Here is a 17,458-nt window from a genome sequence, read left to right on the forward strand (position 1 = left end):
TTTCAAGAAAACATTATGTTCCGGAGGGATTCTATGTCTGATCTGATAAAACGAGACGATGACGCTGATCTCGAAGTCATGCCGTCTTTTGACTTCGTTTTTGAAAAAGAGACCGAGCAGCAGACTCAAATCGCAGAGCATCGTGCGTGGCTTAAGAGCATCAAACATGAACGCCCCCTGCCGAAGCATCACTTCAAGGTTGCGGTCTATATCCGCTATTTTAACCAGACAAAACACGAGGACTACCTCGCGTTTCACAAACAGCAGTTTCTGGATACCATTGGCCTCTGCCCCAACTGGGAGTTTGTCGGCTTCTATGTGGATGAGGGTGGAACCGCGCCAAACATGGAAACAGCCGAGGAATGGTCGAGGCTCCTTCAGGATTGTTTCGAGGGAAAGATCAACCTCATTATTACCCAAAAGGCGAGCAATGTTTCCAAGAAGCAAACGGAACTCAGCTTCTGCGCGAGGATACTCGCCTCGCTCAAGAAGCCCGTTGGCATCTACTTTATTTCTGAGGACATCTACACTCTGGCTTCATATTATCAGGAGGATTTAAAAGATCCGTTTTTTCTCCCCACCCCTGATTGGAAACTGCTGCCTGACGATGCTCCCGGCATGGGAGGTTTACTCCATGATTGATCAGAGCAAAAAGCAGAAATTGGAGGAGCAAAAGGCGCGTGTCCACAGAAGGGTTTATGCCGAGGTTGATCCGAACAACTACGAGTTCATACCGGCTAAAAAGCAGATCGATTACTATGACAATGATGTTCCGCAGCGCGTCGCCGTATATGCCCGTGTTTCGACAGATAACATCCAGCAGACCTCGTCCTACGAACTGCAAAAGAAGTATTATGAAGAGTTTGTCGTCCATCATCCGAACTGGACGCTGGTAAAAATCTACGCAGATGAAGGGATAAGCGGGACTTCGCTGGCGCACCGGGACGAGTTCAACCTAATGATCTCCGACTGCCGTGCCGGGAAGATCGACATGATCATCACCAAGAGCGTTTCCAGATTTGCCCGAAATGTCGTTGACTGTATCAGCATGGTGCGAACGCTGGCCGAGCTCACACACCCGGTCGGCGTATTCTTTGAGAGCGAGTGCATTTTCTCCCTGAAGGATGACTCTCAGATGGCACTGTCCTTCCAGGCGACCATGGCGCAGGAGGAGTCGCACATCCGAAGCCGCAGCATGGAGACCTCGCTTCGTATGCGACTCGACGGCGGACTTCCATTGACGCCGAAGCTTCTGGGGTATTCCCATGATGCAGACGGAAAATTGGTCATTAACCCAGATGAGCAGTCAACGGTAAAGCTCATCTTTTTCATGTATCTCTATGGTTACTCAACTACCGAAATCGCGGAGGCTCTGACTGAGCTGGGGCGAAAAACCTATCTTGGAAATGTTACTTGGACTTCCAACTCGATTGTTCAGGTACTTCGCAATGAAAGGCATTGCGGAGAGGTTCTGACAAGAAAGACTTTCACTCCGAACTACCTGAATCACAAGTCAAGGAAAAACAAAGGTGACAGGCCCCAGAGTGTCTATCGAAACCATCACGAAGCCATCGTATCAAGGGATGATTACATAGCTGTCCAGCACCTGTTGAACAACGCGAAATACGGAAACAAGTCTATTCTCCCCGAACTTCGGGTCATCGACAGTGGCCTTTTGCGAGGCTATGTTACGATTAATCCCCGTTGGGCGGGATTCAAGGCATCGGATTACTTTCAAGCTGCGGCCAGCCTGAAACCTTCTGCAGAAGTGGAAGATGCCGAGGGTTATATCGAGGAAGATCCTGAAATCCATGTTGCCGTGGAGGCGGGCGACTTTGATATGCGCGGGTTTGAAATCACCCGCTCCGAATTCTTCGATTCTCACCGCCGCCCGTATGTGGTTTTCCAGGATAAGCAGATCAAATTCAGCACCGACTGCGTTAGGAAGCTTGATAAAAACAATATGGTCGAGTTTCTTGTGAACCCGCGAGAAATGAAGTTCGCCGTCAGAACAGCCGCCAAGGGCAGCCGCCACGCTGTGGCCTGTTCGCGGGTATCAAACGGGATTTACTATCCCAAGACCATTTCCTGTGCGGCATATATGGACACGCTGTATCAGATATTCGGATGGAACTCGGATTTCAAGTATCGCATTTCCGGGACTCTCTTTCAGAAGGGAAACGAAGCCGTCTATTTGTTCAATATGAGCAATGCTGAGGCTTTTATTAAACCCTATCTGATGGCAAGAGCAGCAGAGTCCGATGCTCCGAAAGATGAAATTAAGCCTCTCTCAGTATCAGGCACAAGAGTGCGAGCTGTGCCGCAGGAATGGATGAGTTCCTTTGGAAACCAATACTACCTGCATCAGCACATTTTTCCGCCCGTCGAGTCGCAAAGCGAAAACGATTGGAAAATACGCTTGGAGGGTCAGTTATTTGAAACAGGCGAAAAAATCCATGTTACGGGATTTGACGAACTCAAGCGCTTTATCAATCAGGAACTGAGCAGAGGTGAATTGGAGGAGAAAGCAAATGAATGACTTGAACGATGGGCAGACGCAAGGGGTTCTTGCGGGTATGCTGCAGCATCTTTATGAAGCAACGCCCGACAGCGACACGGCCTTTACCCTGCGAGAAGAAGTCGGCGAGCAGTCCCCCAACTCGACTTCCGTTAATGGCGATGTGATTGAGCTGGGCGGCGAGTTCGATTATGAGGGCTATCAGGTGGTTCGCCGCGAGTTCTTCGCGCATACCAACGAGCCGTCCATCACCTTCAATAATTTCAAGGTGTATGTCAATGCCGCGTGCTTGAGCAGGTTCCCATCTGTGGACTATGTGCAGGTGCTGGTCAACAGTGACAGCAAGATCCTTGCTATCCGTCCGTGCAGAGAGGAGGAACGTGACGCCTTTTCGTGGTGCGTCCCCGGATCGGCCAGGAGAAAGCCACGGCAGATCACCTGCCGTCTGTTCTTTGTGAAGGTGTTTTCCCTCATGGACTGGAACACGGATTACCGATACAAGCTGCTTGGGAAGGTTATCCACGCAAACGATGAATACCTTATCGCCTTTGACCTGTCGGCTACCGAGGTATACCAGCGCGTGTTCAAGGATGGCGAGAAACCCAAGACCTCCCGCACTCCCGTCTTCCCGGAAGGCTGGCAGAACCAGTTCGGATTGTCTTTTAAGGAACATCGCAACTCAATGCAGGTCAATATCTTTGAGGGGTACGCCGTCTATGGCATTAAAGAAAACAGCGTGACTACAACTGCGGAAACCGAGGGCGCAACATCTGATGCACACCCGGTTGAAGCGGCAAATAACAATGCGCCGGGAGGTTCTGATGTATGAGCAGCAAGACAGGAATGGTTGCGAACCTCACCCTTGATATGAAAAGGAATCGGATTCGAATATATAGGGCGACGCTACGCGCGCTCGGAGATCCGGCGTATATCCAGTTTCTGATCAATCCGGAGGAGCTTTATATTGCGATCCTCGGTTCTGAGATTCCGCTGTCCGGTGGAACTGCAAACAGGGTCAAGATACCGAACTCGCGTCTGGATGGCAAGCTGTCTGTCGAGTTCTACAGCGCCGCGCTGCTCGACGGTATATATAGCATTTTCGGCGTGTTGGACCGTGAATATAACTACCGCCTTACAGGTGAGATTGACCAGGTGAATCGGGTGGCATATTTTTCTTTGCGCACACTGAAGCGAATCGAGCGGAGGAAACTCAATGATGGACAAGGGGTATAGAGAGCTTTGCATTGACGCTGAGTTCAAAGCATTGATAAGGCCGCTGCGCCGCGATGAGTATGCCCAGCTTGAGGCAAACCTCGTTCTGGATGGATGCCGTGACCCGATCATAGTATGGAATGATGTCCTTGTCGATGGGCACAACCGCTACGAGATTTGCAATCGGCTTCATATCCCGTATGCGGTTCAGGAGATCGAGTTCGACAGTCGAGAGAACGCCATCGTCTGGATATGCAATAATCAGCTCGGCCGCCGGAACATTACGGAGGAAACCCGCAAGTATTTGATTGGCCGGCAATATGAAGCGGAGAAGATCGTCGGCTTTCGCAGAAACACGGATGGGCATAACCAGTACACGAGAGCAGACGATTATGACGAGATAGACGAGCCCAGTGATATGAGCGGCAAGGAACGCAGAGAAAGCGGCCGGCGTACCGCAAACCGGCTCGGCAAAAAATATCACGTTTCCTCGGGAGCTGTGCAGAAATATGGGAAATACAGCGCCGCACTGGACACGATTGCAGATAAAGCGCCGGAACTGGTTCCGCAGATTCTGTCCGGCAATTACAAGATTTCGCACGACAATGTCGTTGCGCTGTCAATGATGGAGGCTGAGGAAGTGCGGAAGCTGAGCAATAAGGTTGGGCATGGAGCCGCGCCTTTCATCCGATACAGCGAGTCGAGAAAGGATTTCACAGATGAGCCGGCGCAAAAGCCAGGGCCGAAGCCTCCAGACCTACCCGTAATAAAGACGATGCCCTCATTTGATCCTGATGCGGAGGTCACCGGGCTGACGCTCACCATCCCTTCGTGGACGAGCTCAATTGATCGAACAAAAGCCGCTGCGGACTTGCGTACCGTTTCGCCGTCAGCGAAGAGACGGCTTGAAGATGCTTTGCTGTCGCTGCAGAGCAAAGCGCAGGAAATGATCCGCGCGATAAAGGAGGACTCCTGATGCCCGATTATAGTATGTTCGTCCCCCATGTTCATTTTGAACTGATCCCAATAAAGAACTTGGTCTCTAATCAGGAGTACCAGCGGAACCTGTCATGGCGTCATGTGCAGAACGCCGCAGAACACTTCGATTTGTACCAGATCAATCCGGTCAAGGTGAGTTGCCGGGAGGGTTCCAATTATGTCTTTAACGGCCAGCATACCATAGAGATCGTGGCGCTCGTTTCGGGGTCACGGGATACGCCGGTCTGGTGCATGATATACGACGATTTGAATTATGAGAACGAAGCGTTTGTCTTTGCCAATCAAATGAAGTTCGTAAAGCCGCTGAAACCCTACGAGGTGTTCATGGCCAACATTGAGGCCGGGAGCGATAAGCAGCTCATCATCAGGGATTTGGTAGAATCGTATTCTCTATCCATCGGACAGGTAAAAGGCTACGGTGTAATCTGTGCCGTATCCGCGCTGGAAGGGATCTACGATAAGTTTGGCTACCATGTATTAGACCGTACCCTGCGCCTGTGCGCGGGGACGTGGGAGGGAGATATGAATTCGCTGTGCGCCAACTTCCTGAACGGTGTCGCAAGGCTTGTGAATACCTACGGGGACAAGCTAAAGGACGAGCTTTTCAAGGAGCGAGTCGGCGCCACCTCGGTCAAACAGCTCACCCGCAACGCAAAAGAACGGCGTCCGGGTTCCCTCGGATTTGCAGAGGCCATGCTTGTTGCATATAACAGGAAATGTAAATATCCTCTGGTTTGGAATAAACTCTATGAGAAAAATCTCGGCACGAGCGACGCGCTGGATGTCGATGTCGATCTGCCAGATGATGAAGTGGACGAAGCGGAAACCGTGGAAGAATAAAAACTGGGTTCCCCTCAAACTCCGTGGGAAACCCAGTTTGCAGTCTTTATTGTTCAGAGCTTTAGCGAGAATGCCGGTCGCATATATTCAACAGCACCTCGGCTCAGTCCAAATCTATCTGCGACCCTTTCCCAGCTCTCCTGCACCGTTGTGACGATGTCTGATGCGGCTTTCTCCGCTTCTGCCTTTGTCAGTCCGAAATATTCGGAAACCTCCATCGCCAGATCCAGATCGATGCTGTTGTCCAGCTCGGTCACATTGAGCGAGAGTCGGTCGCCGGATGGGATCGGGTTCACATCAAAGAGCGGAGAGAGTTTCCAGCCGGACGGCGTCAGGAGGAAACCGTGGTTGCGAAGATGGTCATCCGTGTTGGACACCGCCATATTGAATACGATTCGCTTCCAAAGCTCCTTGAGATCACGCTTTGGTTCCGCACCGTTTGCGCGGATAAAGGCGGCTATATCAAGATAGCTCGTTCCGTCCGCGCCGGAAGCGCCGTCAGTTTTGCCCAGCAGCGTCATGGCGGAGGCGAAATGAATGCGCCGTTTACCATCGCGGTCAAAGCGCTTTACCAGAAAGGTGCTGCCATTTTTTGAAAAGGTTTCGAGCTTTGACTCCGGCGCATCCAATGTGCAGCGCCGTGCCAGCTCATGGACGACTTTTTCCCATGCACCGGTGTTGCTCTCATCGTGCTTGGATGGAAACTTGGCTATCCAGAGTGAGCCATCGGTTGCCTGGACGGTCGCTTTCGGTCTGGCTCCTCCCAGAGAGGAGCCGGGAGCCAGGAGCTCTTTCAGCCAGCGCTCGTCGAGTCCGCTGTCGTCATTCTCAAATGCGATGGAGGCGTTCTCCAGCGTCCGCAAGTTGATCCACGGAGGCGTGGCGTAGACTTTCTCGTTTGAAACAAATTCTCCGCCCTCCTCCAAGCTGAATCGAAGAGCGCCCATACGGGATTCGTCATATACGCCGAGCAGGAAATCGCTATCCGTCAGCTTGCGGGGTTTGCGATCCTCTTTTCGCGCTTCGATGGCCTCTTTTCGCGTCATGAGGAGCCGACCCCAGCGATCAGGACAAGAGTCCGCGAACAGTCCAAACAGCTTCTTATCCAACGGAGCATACTGCCGCCCCTTGTAGAGCGAGAGATCCGGGTCAAGAGGGTATGCGCTCTCAAAGGAACTCAGCCATTCCGGGGTGTATTCAAACGAGAAGCTCTCAACCCCTCTTACAAACGAGGCGCGCAAGATCCCTACCAGCGACGGGGCTGCGGCGCGCCAGTTCTCATATACATATATCGTTTTTTCGGCCTGAGCCATACTAATCACCTTTCTTTGGCGCCCGTTTCCTCGTTGGCAGTTCAAGGTCTTGCAGCTTCCGTCCAAACTCGTCGTCTTTGGCGATCAGGAGCAGGTCTGCGTCCAGATTGTTCAGCGCGTGAAGGACAGCAGCATAGGAGCCTATTGCAACGGTTGAAGAGCCCTTTTCTATTGAGTTTAGCGTCTGCCTGCTGATTCCTGCCCGTTCCGCAACGAGCTCGGAGGTCAGCTTTCTCCGGAGCCGCGCCAGCCTGATCTGCTCACCCATCCGCTCGAGTATCTCTCGGGTTCCGGGCATGATAACCGCCGATTTCTTGCTCATTCAATCACCGCCGTTCTTGTAATGTCTAATATAATATACAAATATAGCGATATTGTCAAGTGTATAGGCTGTTATATTACTCGGCAGTGATGTTTTCTTCTACGATATAGCCGCCCCCGAATATGATATCCAGCTTTCCGCTTGGGTAGACCTTGATGCATTCAATCATTTGGCGGACAATGGAGTCGTCATATTGAAATCTGCTTTGCTCCCGTTCGGAGATGACTCGCTGAATCTGGTCGAGGCGGTCATTGGGAGAATTGTCCGAGCTGGCAAGCTCCTGTATGGCGTTGATTCTGTTCTTGAGGAGCGCAATCGTATCCGAGATTTGTTTGAACTCATCCTCGCGGCTTTCGATGTCGTTTCCGGTCTGAACGCTTTCATTGATCAATTCAAGCATTTTTCGGTTCAGCGCATCGACTTTGCGCTGGAGCAGGTCGACTTCGTCGGAGCATCCGTTCAAGCCGATTGCCTCGCCGATGGTTGCTTTCATAAGCGCCATGTAGGTGGGTCTGTCCTCCTCGTTAAATCTGTTGAGCGCTCGCATGATGGCGTTTTGGAGTGCTTTCTCATCGATGGTGGTGGATTCCTTACAGTACTTCTTTCCGTAGTCGAGACGGTTTATGCACCGCCAGACGACCCTTTTTTGCTTATAGGCAGTCCATGTGACTCTCTTATAGCGGCTGCCGCACTCCCCACAGATTAGCACATCCGTCAGGGCAAATCGAGAGTATTTTCCTGTCGATGTGATTGAGGATTTTGTAGACTTCGGCGCTACTGTTTTTCTCCTGATGAGTTCTTCCTGAACCTTGTGAAAGGTATCGCGGCTGATAATTGCCGGATGGCTGTTCTGTACATAGTACATAGGAGCCTCGCCCGTGTTCTTGCGCCTTGTCTTGGATATGCAGTCGACGGTCACGGTCTTCTGGAGAATTGAGTCGCCGCAGTATTTTTCGTTTGCAAGGACATTGGCTATCATGGAGCTGCTGAAGGATAAATTCTTACCGGGGATTTCGGTGTGTTCAGCTTTTAGGACAGCCGAGATGCGGGGAGGCGTTTCGCCGGCAAGGTACATATTAAAGATTCGCATAACGATTGCAGCTTCGTCCGGAACTACCTCCGGCATTCCATCCTCGCCTTTCCGATATCCGAGGAGCTTCTTGTACATAAAGATTGAGTTGCCATCCTCAAATTTTTTGCGATAGCTCCATGTGATGTTTTTGCTCATGCTTTCGGATTCGGACTGAGCGAAACCGGCGTATATGACGAGGTAGAGTTCGCTGTCGATCTTGAGTGTGTCGATGTTCTGTTCCTCAAAAAACACCCCGATGCCTCTGGATTTCAGGATTCGTACATGATCCAGACAGTCCACCGTGTTTCTGGCGAAGCGAGATACTGACTTCGTGATAATGTAGTCGATTTTTCCGGAGAGGCAGTCGTTAATCATCTTTTTGAACTCAGGCCGTTTATCGGCACGGGTTCCAGAAATGCCCTCATCGGCATAAAGCCCCGCAAATTCCCAGTCTGTCCTTGCGGCGATCATCTCCGTATAGACCTTCTTTTGCGTGGTGTAGGAAGTGAGTTGTTCCTCGCTGTCCGTGGAGACTCGGCAATAAGCCGCCACGCGCTGCTGTCGGTATTTTTCCTTATCTACGATCAGGGAACGCTTCGGCTCAATGACCGTGATTGTCTTTTTCGGTATCTTGGTTACTTGCATTGTCATCATCTCCGATTTCCGTGTCCGTCTTGGTATGAAGGGTGATCCTGCCTCCGTCGTCAAGGGATATGTAGCTGACGATATCGGTGAAGTGGCTTTCGCTGAACTCCTCCTGCGGCGTCATCATCTCAGCGCGTTTTCTGGCGATAGAGGCAGCGATGTTAATTCTGGTTTCGCTTTCTCGGTAGAGCTGACTCGCCATTTCCGCAGTTTTGGCAATTATGAGTTCTTCATTTGGATTGTCTCTCTCAAGCTCGAGGCTGATTTCGTTATTCAGCTTCAAGACAGCTGGAGACATCTCAGGCCGCTTTTTGCGCCGCGGAATCAGGAGCCTTGTGTTGTTGATGATTCGATTCATCAGCACATTGACCTTCTCGAGAAGCTGTGTATCTCCGATGCGAACCTTGATTCCACACTCATCATTCGTACACATCCAACTTTCCCTGATGCGGTGCTTTGTGCTGACGCTCCGTTTCATGGGTGCGCCGCACTGTTGGCAGCGAATATAATCCCGCAGGAGGTTGATTGCTGCGGTATCTTTCTCAAATGTATTGCGCTGTCTGGCGGTTTTCAGGCTGATCGCCGTTTCGTAGAGTGCTTCATCAATAATGGGGTCATATTCATCATCGCCGGTGTATTTTGCATTGTCGATGATTCTGGCGATACGCGCTTTGTCCCATGTGTCTGTGCGCTCGCTATAGGGTATCTTTCGACCGGTCAATTCCTCGGCAATGGCTTTCAGCGATGCGCCGCTGATGTAGGCATCGAATATTTCCCGAATAACATCGGCTTCACCATGTTCGATGACCGTCCTGCCGTTTCGGAGCGTATAGCCATATGGGATGTAGCGTATTTTTTTCATGTCGAGATTCTCCTGTTTCAGATCAGCTCTGTGAATCTGAGGCCGCCGATCACTGTAAGCGTCATTTCATCGTTATGGTCAATTGAGATCGCCTTTACGACCTCAGTAAACAGCTTTTCGTCAAAACGTTCGAGCGGATCTTCCAGCTCTTCCAGTATGGTTTTCAGGTGCTTCACATCGTCAAGCATTTGGATGATATGGGAGTCCAGCTCCGTCTGGCGCTCTTTTTTCAACTTGGCAAGCTGGTTGTTGATATCTCGGGACTGTGTTTGATGCACTTCGGGAGCGAGGTAACCTTTGGCGCGGAGTTGTTCGAGCATGAGAAGCTTTGCGTTCAGCTCGGCTATGCTCTGGCTCATCTCTCGTGCGGCGGTGTTGTTTTTCTTATATAGCAGGACGGCCGACTCAAGCCGGGATATTACCTGCCCGAGTATGTCCTCTTCTCCGAAGCGGAGCTTGTTCACCATAGCGGTGAACCCGTCATAGATGCGTTCTTCGCTGTAGTAGCTTGATTCACAGGCGTTTCGGTCATTTATATGTCGGCAGCAAGCCCATTTGACGGTTCCAGAAACGAGCCGTCTACGAAAATACGAGCCGCACTCAGAACACTGAATGCGGCTCGTAAGAGGATATATGTTTTGTGTTGCCACTTTTGAGAAGTTCTCCTGCCTCTTTTGCAGAAGCGACTGAACTTTACCAAAGGTGTCCTGGTCGATCAGCGGCGCGTGAGTCCCTTTCGCATAGAACTGATCCTCCTGACCCCTGTTGGCGTATTGCTTAAACGGGACTGTCGTATCTCGGTAGGTTTTCTGGTAGCGGCAGTCGCCAATGTATCTTTCGTTTCTTAGAATGTAAGCGACCTTTGCGGAGCGCCATGTCCCTTTACCTGTCTTAGTCTGGATACGTCGGTTATTCAGCTCCCGAGCAATTTCGGTTGTGGAGCATCCGTTCAGATACATTCTGAAGATCGAGCGGACGATTTCAGCTTCCGGTTCGTACACTGTCAGTTCCTTGTTCATGAGGCGGAATCCGTATGGGGCGTTGCTGTCCACATACTCGCCGTCCTCCATGCGTTTTACGATGGAGAGACGCTGGTTCTGGGAGATCGCCTTGGATTCTTCCTGCGCGATAGCAGAGAAGGTGTTTAGGAGCATCTCATCGCCAAGCGCCAGCGTGAAAATTCCTTCCTTTTCGAACTGAACGCCGATGCCGAGTAGCTTCAGCTTTCGGACATACACGAGGGACTCTTTCGCGTTTCTGGCGAACCGTGACACGGACTTTGTGATAATGAGGTCGATTTGGTGAAGCTCACACATACGGATCATCCGTTGGAACTCTGTGCGGTTCTCGGCTTTCATCCCTGAGAGTCCTTCATCTGCAAATATTTCCACCAGTTCCCAATCCCTGCGTTTCTGGATCATGCTGGTGTACACTCGAATCTGGTTCGCATAGGAGCTCTGCTGATCTGCCGAATTGGACGATACTCGACAATAAGCAGCGACTCTGGACTTAGCCATAGCCTGTCGTGTGATTGGCGATATCAGTCTTGCTTCGGGCATCAGCGGCAACTCCCTTTCTCAAAAGTGATTATGTTTTCGTGCTTTTTTGTATATGTTTTGGTCTGTATCATAATGTGATACAGACCTCCGGTTGGCCGGCAACACACATTATACCGACACCTTTTCCGAATAGCTATACAAATATGAGGAAAAGAAAGAAAAGATTTAATCCGCTAAAACGATGTCCGCTCCGGTCAGTTTGAGATAGTAGTTTTTGGCTCGCAGGTATTCCTTCTGGGTGATGGAACCAAGGCCGAGCATCTCTTTCAGAACGCTTACAATGAAGAGATAGTTGGCGTTTTTGGTGTTCAGATGCGATATCACAGCCTCACCACCTCCTACAACATCCTAATCCGGAACGCTTCTTCTTTTCCCAGTCGTTAGGCTCATAGTCGGATTTGTAGTCGCTGTCGTAGTCCTCCGGCTCACAGTCACCCATATAGCATTCCACGTGTGCCCGTGCGGTTCTGCCTTCTTCCAGCTCATCCATGAACCTGTCCATGTCGTAGTCGCTTTTCATCTTCTTGAAATTGAAAACGCCACGACCGGGAGCGCAGATCCTGATGCCTTTCTTGTCCAGGCAGGCCATGAGGTCAAAGGCAGAGAGAAGGCTGTCGCTGAGCTGGCCAAGGCTATTGACCACAGAATGTCGAACGCGCCCTCATTCGCTGCCTGCAACATCTGCGAAACGCCATATCCACCACGACGGCGGTTAAAGTCGATAGAGACACCGGCGACTGCGAGATTCTGGGTGGCCGCAAAGGAGCGGAGCGTTTCCTCCAGTGAATTGTAGTAGGAATCAGGTGTGTGGGTTTTCCTTATGTATATCCATGCGCGCTTTTGGGCGGCAGAGCTCGCCTCGATGTGATTCTTCATTTTTCGTTCCTCCTCTTTTGTTTCATCGCTTAGTGGCACAAAAACGGAGATCCCCAACCATAAGCGGTGGCGATCTCCGTGGCTTCTGACATTAAGCCATGGTGTTGCTATTGTCAGTCTGACTCTATTCGACACAATTTCCCGAGTCTTGGGCGACGACGAGAACAGCGGCTGGCGCCGCTTCACAGGATTCTAACCTCCCCGAGGATCTCTCCGGGCTGCCCCCATTGCGTGATTCTGTGGCTGGACAGGAGTACCATTGTAGGTTGACAAGGTCATTGCGAAACAGCTTGCCACGGCTGTCTTTCGGTTGGATGGGTACCGCTCGCACCTCTTGGCCGTCTTTTCCGGCAGGAAAACTCCCGCCGTAGGTGGTCTTGGCGCATCCTCCGATGTCGCTTGCCCCTTTCGGGCTTGTCAACTGATGTGTTCAGGTCGTCGGATATGACCGCATGACTGCGGTATTTGTCAAAGTGCAGGAAAGGGATTGTTTATTCCCTCACTGTGTAGCCGACGAGAAGGCACGTTTGTCACCCTTCACGCAAAAGTTTTTTGATTCTGGCGAGTTTTTTGTTTACAGTGTTCCTCGCACAACCCTCCTTCTTCGCTATATCTGACTGACTGTAGTCATCAATGACCATGCGCGTAATAAGTTCCAAATCATTGGCTGATAGTACTTTGAGGCTGGCACACAGTTCTTGATCCTCAATCGTTTCAACCCAGCTATACCGCCCAGTGAAGTCATCTTCACTGAAGGTAACCTTTAGCGAGTCGAACTTCTTAAAGAGACCGGACATACTGTCTTCATCATCATCACTAAACGATTCCGAGGGAAGCGGCTGAGTGTGCTCTCTGTACCTGCGTTCACTGAGAAAAGCATTCCAGTCGAATTCATACATTTCTTGGATTTCTTCTTTGGACATTCCAGCTTTGCGGTACTTCTTGCGGAGGAGTGCCCACTTTTGCTCGAACTTTTTCCTCTCTGCGGCATGATTAAAGCCCATTTTTCATTCTCCTTATCGATTTCTGGTTTTGTGGAGCGTGGGAAAAACCAGAAACCGATGGGGGAGAACGGCAGCCGGGGCAGATGTGCCTGTCTGCCTTGTTCATGCTTACTCTCCAAAAATGGGCAGCAAAAAAGGCCGGGCGCGAATTAAATCACGCCCGGCCTTTATGCCCCCGTATTGGCTGGAGAGACGAGGAACGCCGCAAGACCGATCAGGTCTTGCGGCGTCTTGGTATTATTCCCCAGCATGGACAGCGTAGCATATCAAAAGTCGCTTGGGAGTAGGAAAAGGGTGGGTATTTCATCGGTTTTCAGTCGGTAAGTAGTCGGTGCACCTCCGGCAGCGTATATCCAAACAGACATATTCCGAACAAATAAAGAGCCTCCTTTTTTCTGTCATAGAACACGCTTCGCTCGATATTCAGCATTTCGGAAATCTCCGGCTCCGTGAGAGGGAACCGGCTGATGTATTGCTTGTCCAGAATCTGATAGTACATATCCCCATAAACGGGGTATACTTTCACGCGGGCAAGCGCTTTGTTGATGAGTTCAACGTACATCCGCGTTTCACAAACGCAGCAGACTCGCTCGGCAAACTTGTCGATCTCCACGGTGGGCGCAAAATCCGCGAGATATCGGAAGCCGACTGCGGCATTCTGGTTCCCGGCCTCATACGCATAGTCGTGCATTTCTTCGAGGTGATCGTCAAGCGCCCAGGTGACGTCCCGATAAATCTTCAGCAGCAGTTTCGATTTGTGGAACACCGTGTCGCCATCCATGCCAAGCGAAGCAATTTTCGCTTTGTGCTTGCGTAATGCTGCGGTATCTTTTGCCATTCGTAAACCTCCCTTGAGCCATAAACCGGCAAAATCCTATCTGTTAGCTACGTTAGCGCACCTGCTAACACGACGGGGTAAAAGCGGCGGGGCCTGAGCCCCGCCCGCATATTCAATCGCAGACGATGACGTCGAGTGAACGCAGCATGTCGGCCTGTTTCAGCCGAATGCGAACCGCTGTTCGTGAAACATCGAAGATTTCAGTCAGTTCCGTAATCACACTGGCCGTTTCCTTTGACCCGCAGCCTTCGATGATATATGAGCCGGCATGGTGGCGATGCATAACCGCCAGCGCCACAGGATAGAACACGCAGGCGGGCATCAGCATGGACGAAGCAAATCTGTCCGCCTGCCATTCCAGCCAATCGCTCTCCGACCAGAACTCCCGCCGATTATCTCTGCTCGTATTGGCTTTCCTGCATGCAATGTACGGGCGGGATTGACGAAGATTGAACTTGTTCCCGTCCGCGTAATACATCTGCCGATGGATGATCCAATGCGAAACTTCATGCGCGATGGTAAAGCGCCGGCGATGGTGGTTTTCCTCCGGCATTAGGCTGGCGTCAACGACAATTGTGCCGGCCATAAGGCGTTCCTGAATCATCTTCTTTTCCAGACTCATGACTTCAACATTGATGTCATCAAAGTTGATCATGCCAAGTACGCTGCCGTGTGCCGACAGGCAACGGTCAATAATTGTCAGGCTGTATGATTCATCGGCAAGCGCCTCAATCTCCAAGGGCTGAGCTTTTTCAAGCATATACGGAGCCTGCTCCCGCAGGACGAGTTCGGCAATCTTATCAAAATCACCGCAGTGGAAGAGGTACATGCCATTGCTTTTCTGGTTTAACGGAATTTCCATGATGCTCTATCCTCCGTTGTCAATGGAGTCAATAATTCTAATCCACATGGTATCAGGGATATTGCAGTCGCGGGCCTTTCTGAGAGCAACCCTCGCAAGCTCAGAGTTCTGGATATACGCGCTTAGATCGGGGTACAGGCCCTGCCGCCTGCGACCGACCAGATCATACAGCGTAGTCTCGTCCTCTCGGGAGAGACGGAGCCCTTTGATGAAGGCCGGGAGGAGCTTCTCCGATGGTGTGCGGTTGTCCTTTTCGATGTCGTGAAGATATGGCGCAGCAATGTCCAGCTCTGCGGCAAATCCGCGCAACGTCTTTCCAAGCTGCTCACGCCGCTCCTTTATAAAGCTGCCGAGCGTTATCGTGTCCATGTTGAGTTTCCTTTCTGTTATTGATACATCATACCGGGCATGACCACTTTTTCTCGACCATCGGACGACATTTTCAAGTTTCCCGTAAAGCAAGCCGAATATATGGCCCTTTTGCCGAACCTGCCGCGGATTTCTTCGACCGCCGTATCCAAACGCTCCCGCCGTTCACGCTTGGCGGTATCCTCGAAGATGTTTGCCTGATACGGCGTATCGACAGGAATGAGGTTAATCGCCCTGACTATCACGGCACGGACTTTGCTTGTCCAGCGGTAGTTTGCCTCAAAGAGCTATCTTGCTTTTCTGGCGATCTGCCGCTCACATCGCACCAGCACTCATCCATGCCGTACCCTTCGACCTGATCGGTATATCTTTCATAAATTGTCCGAGTCAGTTTGGAATACTTGAGATACTCGTCATATTGTGGCGGCACCATGATAATATCCGGGCAACACTGGCTCGCCTCCCAATTGACCATCCCCGTTTTAACCCCGCGTTTCTTGGCGAGCTCTGATTTGGCGAGGACGATACCGTGCCTTGATTGGGTGGAGCCGCACACGACGACGGCCTTCCCCCGCAGCGCAGGATTGAGCATCATCTCGGCCGAAGCGTAAAAGCAGTTCAGAACGATGTGAAGTATTACTCTCTCCATGTTTTTTCTCTTAAGACTCTTGACAAAAGGTGCAACTTCATATAGTATTTTGATGTAATCGGATTTCATCTACGTCATGATTATACGAAATCTGATTTCTCTTGTCAATACCATTTCAGAAAAAAGTGCAATCGGATTTCATCACATGGAGGCGCAACATGAAATTTGGAGATAAGGTGCGTGAGCTGCGCACGAAAAAGGATATCACGCAGGCGGAGCTGGGCAAGCTGGTCGGCGTTACCAAGCGCACCGTCGCCGGTTGGGAGAATGACGGGCGCTATCCGCAAAAGCGCGATTTGTATGATGCGCTTGCGAAGGTGTTTGAGGTTCCTACCAGCTACTTAGCCTCTGAGGAGGAAGAGTTCATATCCGATGCAGCGGAGCGTTATGGCGTAAAAGGTGAACGGGACGCCAAAGCGGTTCTGACTCAGGCTGCCGCTGTTTTTGCCGGCGGTGAGCTCAGCGATGAGGATCGCCTCGCGTTTATGACTGAGATCCAGCAGCTTTATCTGGAATCCAAGGACATTGCGGCAAAAAAATTCACCCCCAAGAAATACAGAAAAGACGACGCGCGATAAATCGTTTACAGTCCGTATTATGGGACTACTTACGATGTATGCTGTATGCATGATATTATCTGTACCCAACTTGAGGTGAGGAAATGACTGGAGATTTTATACATCGAGAGGTTCACAGGGTCATGGCAAAATATAAGACCAATGACCCTTATGAGCTGCTTGACGCGCTTGGCGTGGAGGTCCGTGAGTCCCGTGCGTATGGACCACATGGACTGAAAGGGTATTGCTATTTTTCCAAGCGGACGATATTTGTTGTTCTCAACGCCTTTCTGCCTGAGATTGAGCAACGGATCGTTGCCATGCACGAGGCCGCGCATGTGATACTCCATCAGGCTCAAATCAAGGTTGCTCCGATGAGGGATAATGTAATATACGACATGACCTCCAGAACGGAGTATCAGGCAAACCTGTTTACTGCTGATTTCCTCATTTCTGATGAGGCTATTGAGGAACTGACGGAGCAGGAGGACATGGATTATTTTCGTATGTGCAAGGAGCTCTATGTGAGCCCCGATCTGATGTCGTTTAAGCTGTTCTCCATGATCCAGCGCGGCTATCGCTATAATCTGCCGCAGGGCCTGAACAGCACATTCCTGAAAAACTGAGCAAATGACGGCACTCTGATATGCAAGGTGATGACATGACCGTCAAGGTTTATGTGCTGGTATCCGCTGTCTTTGATGCGGACGGGACATTGATCCCTATATCGCTGACATGGGAGGACGGGACGGTATATGCAATTGATCGTGTTCTGGACATTCGTCAGGTGCCAGCGCTGAAAGCCGGGGGGGCAGGGCGACCGATACACGGTCATCATAAACGGCCATCAGAGCTATCTGTTCTTCGAACGGAACGCTTTGATGACCAGGGACAACCTGGGTCGCTGGTTTGTGGAGCGCAGGGCGGCATGACAGGGAAATCATAGAAAAACAGACAGTAT

General features: G+C 50.9%; 21 protein-coding genes. 8 read left to right on the forward strand and 13 right to left on the reverse strand.

From position 1 onward, the window contains the following. Positions 1-33 precede the first annotated feature (33 nt). The 6 genes from VXK30_RS14350 to VXK30_RS14375 are packed head-to-tail and all read left to right on the forward strand — an operon-like array spanning position 34 to position 5,569. Positions 34-642: a recombinase family protein gene (locus tag VXK30_RS14350; protein ID WP_275713625.1), complete on the forward strand. Its 609-nt coding sequence runs from the start codon at positions 34-36 to the stop codon at positions 640-642. Beyond that, entirely contained in the window at positions 635-2,539 is a 1,905-nt protein-coding gene (locus VXK30_RS14355) for a recombinase family protein (protein WP_275713624.1), read from the forward strand. The genes VXK30_RS14350 and VXK30_RS14355 overlap by 8 nt, the downstream gene beginning before the upstream one ends. Further along, positions 2,532-3,347 (forward strand): hypothetical protein, encoded by an 816-nt coding sequence (locus tag VXK30_RS14360; RefSeq protein WP_275713623.1) that lies wholly within the window; start codon positions 2,532-2,534, stop codon positions 3,345-3,347. Before VXK30_RS14355 ends, VXK30_RS14360 begins: the two co-directional genes overlap by 8 nt. After that, positions 3,344-3,751: a hypothetical protein gene (locus VXK30_RS14365; protein WP_195377198.1), complete on the forward strand. Its 408-nt coding sequence runs from the start codon at positions 3,344-3,346 to the stop codon at positions 3,749-3,751. The genes VXK30_RS14360 and VXK30_RS14365 overlap by 4 nt, the downstream gene beginning before the upstream one ends. Then, on the forward strand, positions 3,732-4,706 hold the full coding sequence (locus tag VXK30_RS14370) for a hypothetical protein (protein WP_275713622.1): 975 nt from the start codon (positions 3,732-3,734) through the stop codon (positions 4,704-4,706). Before VXK30_RS14365 ends, VXK30_RS14370 begins: the two co-directional genes overlap by 20 nt. After that, the gene (locus VXK30_RS14375; protein ID WP_040660296.1) at positions 4,706-5,569 is read left to right on the forward strand and encodes a DUF6551 family protein; all 864 of its coding nucleotides are present in this window, start codon (positions 4,706-4,708) and stop codon (positions 5,567-5,569) included. Before VXK30_RS14370 ends, VXK30_RS14375 begins: the two co-directional genes overlap by 1 nt. Before the next feature lie 53 nt (positions 5,570-5,622). On the opposite strand, the gene VXK30_RS14380 is transcribed toward VXK30_RS14375, so the two are convergent. From VXK30_RS14380 to VXK30_RS14440, 13 genes are all read right to left on the reverse strand, one after another. Next, a complete protein-coding gene (locus VXK30_RS14380; RefSeq protein WP_040660298.1) occupies positions 5,623-6,882 on the reverse strand; it encodes a type II toxin-antitoxin system HipA family toxin in 1,260 nt (419 codons plus the stop codon). Position 6,883: 1 nt separating this feature from the next. Further along, positions 6,884-7,180, reverse strand: coding sequence for a helix-turn-helix transcriptional regulator (locus tag VXK30_RS14385; protein WP_275713621.1), 297 nt, complete (start codon positions 7,178-7,180; stop codon positions 6,884-6,886). Between the two features lie 100 nt (positions 7,181-7,280). Beyond that, positions 7,281-8,921 (reverse strand): recombinase family protein, encoded by a 1,641-nt coding sequence (locus VXK30_RS14390; RefSeq protein ID WP_275713620.1) that lies wholly within the window; start codon positions 8,919-8,921, stop codon positions 7,281-7,283. Beyond that, on the reverse strand, positions 8,878-9,783 hold the full coding sequence (locus VXK30_RS14395) for a recombinase family protein (protein ID WP_275713619.1): 906 nt from the start codon (positions 9,781-9,783) through the stop codon (positions 8,878-8,880). Before VXK30_RS14395 ends, VXK30_RS14390 begins: the two co-directional genes overlap by 44 nt. Before the next feature lie 17 nt (positions 9,784-9,800). Then, positions 9,801-11,342: a recombinase family protein gene (locus VXK30_RS14400; protein ID WP_275713618.1), complete on the reverse strand. Its 1,542-nt coding sequence runs from the start codon at positions 11,340-11,342 to the stop codon at positions 9,801-9,803. A 165-nt stretch (positions 11,343-11,507) separates the two neighbouring features. Then, positions 11,508-11,666 (reverse strand): hypothetical protein, encoded by a 159-nt coding sequence (locus VXK30_RS14405; RefSeq protein WP_162829295.1) that lies wholly within the window; start codon positions 11,664-11,666, stop codon positions 11,508-11,510. 4 nt (positions 11,667-11,670) lie between these two features. Then, positions 11,671-11,985 (reverse strand): hypothetical protein, encoded by a 315-nt coding sequence (locus VXK30_RS14410; RefSeq protein ID WP_329493611.1) that lies wholly within the window; start codon positions 11,983-11,985, stop codon positions 11,671-11,673. A gap of 763 nt (positions 11,986-12,748) precedes the next feature. Beyond that, positions 12,749-13,222 (reverse strand): RNA polymerase subunit sigma-70, encoded by a 474-nt coding sequence (locus VXK30_RS14415; RefSeq protein WP_275713615.1) that lies wholly within the window; start codon positions 13,220-13,222, stop codon positions 12,749-12,751. Positions 13,223-13,535: 313 nt separating this feature from the next. Then, on the reverse strand, positions 13,536-14,060 hold the full coding sequence (locus tag VXK30_RS14420) for a hypothetical protein (protein WP_275713614.1): 525 nt from the start codon (positions 14,058-14,060) through the stop codon (positions 13,536-13,538). 112 nt (positions 14,061-14,172) lie between these two features. After that, on the reverse strand, positions 14,173-14,922 hold the full coding sequence (locus VXK30_RS14425) for an ImmA/IrrE family metallo-endopeptidase (protein ID WP_275713613.1): 750 nt from the start codon (positions 14,920-14,922) through the stop codon (positions 14,173-14,175). Between the two features lie 6 nt (positions 14,923-14,928). Further along, positions 14,929-15,291 carry a helix-turn-helix domain-containing protein gene (locus VXK30_RS14430; protein ID WP_275713612.1) on the reverse strand — a complete coding sequence of 121 codons (363 nt, stop codon included), beginning with the start codon at positions 15,289-15,291 and terminating at the stop codon, positions 14,929-14,931. Positions 15,292-15,308: 17 nt separating this feature from the next. Beyond that, complete coding sequence (locus VXK30_RS14435; protein WP_040660316.1) at positions 15,309-15,536, reverse strand: hypothetical protein; 228 nt, start codon at positions 15,534-15,536, stop codon at positions 15,309-15,311. Beyond that, the gene (locus VXK30_RS14440) at positions 15,533-15,940 is read right to left on the reverse strand and encodes a DNA polymerase Y family protein (RefSeq protein WP_275713611.1); all 408 of its coding nucleotides are present in this window, start codon (positions 15,938-15,940) and stop codon (positions 15,533-15,535) included. Before VXK30_RS14440 ends, VXK30_RS14435 begins: the two co-directional genes overlap by 4 nt. Before the next feature lie 158 nt (positions 15,941-16,098). On the opposite strand from VXK30_RS14440, the gene VXK30_RS14445 reads away from it, so the two are divergent. Both VXK30_RS14445 and VXK30_RS14450 read left to right on the forward strand, forming a co-directional pair. Continuing rightward, positions 16,099-16,518 carry a helix-turn-helix transcriptional regulator gene (locus VXK30_RS14445; RefSeq protein WP_040660319.1) on the forward strand — a complete coding sequence of 140 codons (420 nt, stop codon included), beginning with the start codon at positions 16,099-16,101 and terminating at the stop codon, positions 16,516-16,518. A gap of 122 nt (positions 16,519-16,640) precedes the next feature. After that, the gene (locus VXK30_RS14450; protein WP_051131570.1) at positions 16,641-17,123 is read left to right on the forward strand and encodes an ImmA/IrrE family metallo-endopeptidase; all 483 of its coding nucleotides are present in this window, start codon (positions 16,641-16,643) and stop codon (positions 17,121-17,123) included. The last annotated feature ends 335 nt before the right edge of the window (positions 17,124-17,458 follow it).

The sequence above is a fragment of the Caproiciproducens sp. CPB-2 genome (assembly GCF_036287215.1).
GTDB lineage: Bacteria > Bacillota > Clostridia > Oscillospirales > Acutalibacteraceae > Caproiciproducens.

Bases quoted from the DNA above. Each gene is read 5' to 3' on its own strand.
- VXK30_RS14350 (WP_275713625.1), top strand. From the start codon at position 34: ATGTCTGATCTGATAAAACGAGACGATGACGCTGATCTCGAAGTCATG.
- VXK30_RS14355 (WP_275713624.1), top strand. From the start codon at position 635: ATGATTGATCAGAGCAAAAAGCAGAAATTGGAGGAGCAAAAGGCGCGT.
- VXK30_RS14360 (WP_275713623.1), top strand. From the start codon at position 2,532: ATGAATGACTTGAACGATGGGCAGACGCAAGGGGTTCTTGCGGGTATG.
- VXK30_RS14365 (WP_195377198.1), top strand. From the start codon at position 3,344: ATGAGCAGCAAGACAGGAATGGTTGCGAACCTCACCCTTGATATGAAA.
- VXK30_RS14370 (WP_275713622.1), top strand. From the start codon at position 3,732: ATGATGGACAAGGGGTATAGAGAGCTTTGCATTGACGCTGAGTTCAAA.
- VXK30_RS14375 (WP_040660296.1), top strand. From the start codon at position 4,706: ATGCCCGATTATAGTATGTTCGTCCCCCATGTTCATTTTGAACTGATC.
- VXK30_RS14380 (WP_040660298.1), bottom strand. From the start codon at position 6,882: ATGGCTCAGGCCGAAAAAACGATATATGTATATGAGAACTGGCGCGCC.
- VXK30_RS14385 (WP_275713621.1), bottom strand. From the start codon at position 7,180: ATGCCCGGAACCCGAGAGATACTCGAGCGGATGGGTGAGCAGATCAGG.
- VXK30_RS14390 (WP_275713620.1), bottom strand. From the start codon at position 8,921: ATGCAAGTAACCAAGATACCGAAAAAGACAATCACGGTCATTGAGCCG.
- VXK30_RS14395 (WP_275713619.1), bottom strand. From the start codon at position 9,783: ATGAAAAAAATACGCTACATCCCATATGGCTATACGCTCCGAAACGGC.
- VXK30_RS14400 (WP_275713618.1), bottom strand. From the start codon at position 11,342: ATGCCCGAAGCAAGACTGATATCGCCAATCACACGACAGGCTATGGCT.
- VXK30_RS14415 (WP_275713615.1), bottom strand. From the start codon at position 13,222: ATGGGCTTTAATCATGCCGCAGAGAGGAAAAAGTTCGAGCAAAAGTGG.
- VXK30_RS14420 (WP_275713614.1), bottom strand. From the start codon at position 14,060: ATGGCAAAAGATACCGCAGCATTACGCAAGCACAAAGCGAAAATTGCT.
- VXK30_RS14425 (WP_275713613.1), bottom strand. From the start codon at position 14,922: ATGGAAATTCCGTTAAACCAGAAAAGCAATGGCATGTACCTCTTCCAC.
- VXK30_RS14430 (WP_275713612.1), bottom strand. From the start codon at position 15,291: ATGGACACGATAACGCTCGGCAGCTTTATAAAGGAGCGGCGTGAGCAG.
- VXK30_RS14440 (WP_275713611.1), bottom strand. From the start codon at position 15,940: ATGGAGAGAGTAATACTTCACATCGTTCTGAACTGCTTTTACGCTTCG.
- VXK30_RS14445 (WP_040660319.1), top strand. From the start codon at position 16,099: ATGAAATTTGGAGATAAGGTGCGTGAGCTGCGCACGAAAAAGGATATC.
- VXK30_RS14450 (WP_051131570.1), top strand. From the start codon at position 16,641: ATGGCAAAATATAAGACCAATGACCCTTATGAGCTGCTTGACGCGCTT.